Below are 3518 nucleotides of genomic sequence, written 5' to 3'. Positions count from 1 at the left end.
GCGTGGCATATCTCGGCCCTGCCGGCACGTTCAGTGAACAGGCGGCACTGCAGTTTTTTGGCGCCAGCATCGAGCACGTACCCTGTGTCAGCATCGACGAGGTTTTTCGTGCAACGGCTGCCGGCAGCGCCAGCTACGGGGTTGTGCCGGTCGAAAACTCGACCGAGGGCGTCGTGTCCCGCTCTCTCGACCTGTTCCTGAACTCCCCCCTGCACATCGTTGGCGAGATCAGCCTGATGGTGCGCCACAACCTCCTGCGGCTTTCCGAGTCCCTGGAAGGTATCGAAGCCGTGTATGCACACCCCCAGGCCCTGGCCCAATGCCAGGGCTGGTTGACCACGCACCTCCCCAATGTGGAGCGCCGGGCAGCCTCCAGCAATGCTGAAGGTGCACGCCTTGCCTCCACCAACTCCGCATGGGCCGGCATTGCCAGTGACCGGGCCGCCACCCAGTTTGGCCTGTATACGGCCGCCCACGCCATTCAGGACGACGCGTTTAACCGCACGCGCTTTGCCGTGGTGTGCCTGCCGCAAACACTGCCCTCCCCCCCCGTCTCCGGCAAAGACTGTGTCAGCCTGGTGGTCTCCGTACCCAACCGCCCCGGCGCCGTCCATGACATCCTGATGCCGTTGAAAGCCCATGGCGTCTCCATGACCCGCTTTGAATCGCGCCCGGCGCGCTCCGGCCAGTGGGAATATTATTTTTATATCGATTTGCAAGGCCATCCGTCGCAGGACCACGTCAAGGCGGCACTGGCTGACCTGCAACAAATGTGCGCCTTTTACAAGGTTCTCGGAACCTATCCTGTCAGCGATTAATGCACGAACTCACAAAACCCCTGGTACCACGACATGTTTGAACAATTAGGTCTCATTGGATGCGGCCTGATGGGCGGTTCTTTTGCGCTGGCTCTCAAGCGCGCCGGTCTGGTCAAACGCGTGGTGGGCTATAGCAAGTCGCCTTCGACGACCGAGCGCGCACGCCAGATGGGTGTCATCGACGTAGAGGCGCCTTCCGCCTTGCTGGCAGTCTCCGGAGCTGACATTGTCCTGCTGGCGGTGCCGGTTTCTGCAACCGAAGCCACCTTCAAGGCGATTCGGCATCTTGTTGGTCCAAACACCCTGATCATGGATGTCGGCTCCACCAAGCGCGACGTGGTCGATGCCGCACGGCGGGTCCTGCAGGGCAACGTCGGTTCTTTCGTTCCCTGCCATCCCATTACCGGCAAAGAGGTGTCGGGTGTCGAACACGCCGATGTAGATCTCTACAACGGAAAGCAGGTCATCCTGACCCCCATAGAGCGGACTTTCACGGTCCAGCTGCAAAAAGCCACCGACGTATRGACCGCCATGGGCTGTCATGTCCTCAAGATGTCGCCGCAGGCACATGACGCTGCGTACGCCGCAGTCAGCCATCTGCCCCACCTGATCGCCTTTGCACTGATCAACGGCATTACCGGACAGGAGAACGGGAAGGATTACATGTCCCTGGCCGGGCCCGGCTTTCGCGACTTTACACGCATCGCTGCGAGCGATCCGAAAATGTGGCGCGACATCCTGATTGCCAACCGCGAAGAGTTGCTGGCGCAGTCCAAGATCTTTCAGCAGACCCTGCAGTCCCTCGAAGTACTCATTTCGAGCAGCAACGGCGACGGCCTGGAAGCGCTCATTGAGCAAGCCAGCGAGACGCGCGCCAACTGGCGCATCTCTTCTCAAAAATCGCATAAATAAACCTGCGATTCATGTTCGACATCGAGTTCCTGGACATCCCGCCCCTCAGTGGAGCGGGAGGCTCCGTCCGCTTACCCGGATCCAAAAGCATTTCCAATCGCGTCTTGTTGCTGGCTGCCCTGAGCCACGGGGAAACCACAGTTCACGATCTCCTGGCGTCTGACGACACTGCCGTGATGCTGACGGCGCTCAGGCAGCTTGGCTGCGAAGTAAAACAAGAGGGCAGCACCGCGGTGATCATCGGCCTTGGCGGCCGCAACGTTCACACACCGGTCAAGCTGTTTCTGGGCAATGCTGGTACTGCCATGCGTCCATTGACGGCCGCTCTGGCCTTGCTGGGCGGGGAATTTGAGCTGTCGGGCGTGGCCCGCATGCACGAAAGGCCTATCGGCGACCTGGTTGATGCCCTCCGGCAGCTGGGCTGCTCCATCGACTACCTGGGAAATGAAGGTTTTCCACCCCTGCGCCTGCGTTCCGGCCAATTGAACCTGAAAGACCCCATCCGGGTGCGCGGAGATGTTTCCAGCCAGTTCCTGACCGCCCTGCTGATGGCCCTGCCCATTGTGGCTGTCGACGACATCTGCATTGAGGTCGTGGGAGAGCTGATTTCACGGCCTTACATTGAAATCACGCTCAAGCTGCTCAAACGTTTCGGCATTGACGTGCAGCGCAAAGGCTGGGAGCAGTTCGTCATCCCCGCCGGCAGCCGCTACCAGTCGCCCGGAGAAATCCATGTTGAAGGCGATGCTTCCTCTGCTAGCTATTTCATAGCGCTTGGCGCAATAGCATCGGGCGCTGCAGGCCCAAATGGCATAGAAGTTTTGGGGGTCGGGGCAGACTCCATCCAGGGCGACATCCGTTTCGTGGAGGCCGCACGAATGATGGGCGCGCAAATCGACAGCACGCCCAATTCATTGCGCATCTCGCGCGGTGCGTGGCCGCTCAAGGCGATTGATCTGGATTGCAACCATATTCCCGATGCCGCGATGACGCTGGCCGTGATGGCGCTGTATGCCGAGGGGACCACCACCTTGCGCAACATTGCCAGCTGGCGCGTCAAGGAAACCGACCGCATCGCCGCGATGGCCTGCGAGTTGCAAAAACTCGGCGCCACGGTGGAAGAAGGGGTGGACTATCTCAAAATTACCCCGCCCCTGCCCGGCGAATGGAAAACCGCGCCCATTCACACCTACGACGATCACCGCGTAGCCATGTGTTTTTCGCTGGCCGCTTTCAACCCGGCCCGGTTGCCCATCCGGATTCTTGACCCCAAATGTGTCGGCAAAACATTTCCGGACTACTTCGAGGCCCTGTTCATGGTGGCCAAAGCAGATGTCAACCATATTCCGGTGATCTGCGTCGATGGCCCCACCGCCTCGGGCAAAGGTACCCTGGCAGCTTTGACGGCCCAACGGCTCGGCTACCACTATCTTGACTCCGGCGCCCTGTATCGCTTGAGCGCATTTGCCGCCTTGCGTGCCGACGTTTCGCTCGACGACGGGGCGGCTGTTGCGCAAATCGCCCGCACCATGCCGGTTCGCTTTCAGGGCGACCGGATTTTCCTCGGGGCGGAAGATGTGTCAGAAGCCATCCGCTCCGAAGCTGCCGGGATGGCCGCTTCCCGGGTCTCGGCCCATCCCCAGGTTCGCGCAGCGCTGCTGACCCTGCAACACAGTTTCCGGCAGTTGCCCGGGCTGGTAGCAGACGGGCGTGACATGGGAACCGTCATTTTTCCCGATGCGCCGCTCAAAATCTACCTGACGGCCAGCGCCCGGCACCGCGCTGAAC

General features: G+C 60.6%; 3 protein-coding genes. All 3 read left to right on the top strand.

Translation table 11 applies throughout. The features are described from left to right. Positions 1-818, top strand: an 818-nt coding sequence (pheA, locus tag AC1DWI_RS16780; RefSeq protein WP_477725255.1) for a prephenate dehydratase, incomplete at its 5' end; no start/stop codon positions are given. Positions 819-851: 33 nt separating this feature from the next. Beyond that, complete coding sequence (locus AC1DWI_RS16775) at positions 852-1730, top strand: prephenate dehydrogenase (protein WP_477725254.1); 879 nt, start codon at positions 852-854, stop codon at positions 1728-1730. A gap of 11 nt (positions 1731-1741) precedes the next feature. Continuing rightward, positions 1742-3518, top strand: a 1777-nt coding sequence (locus tag AC1DWI_RS16770; RefSeq protein WP_477725253.1) for a bifunctional 3-phosphoshikimate 1-carboxyvinyltransferase/cytidylate kinase, incomplete at its 3' end; no start/stop codon positions are given.

It is taken from the genome of Polaromonas sp. P3_C2, assembly GCF_056402675.1.
Note: the sequence above shows the minus strand (reverse complement) of the source record. Positions and strands in the feature narration are given on the sequence as shown.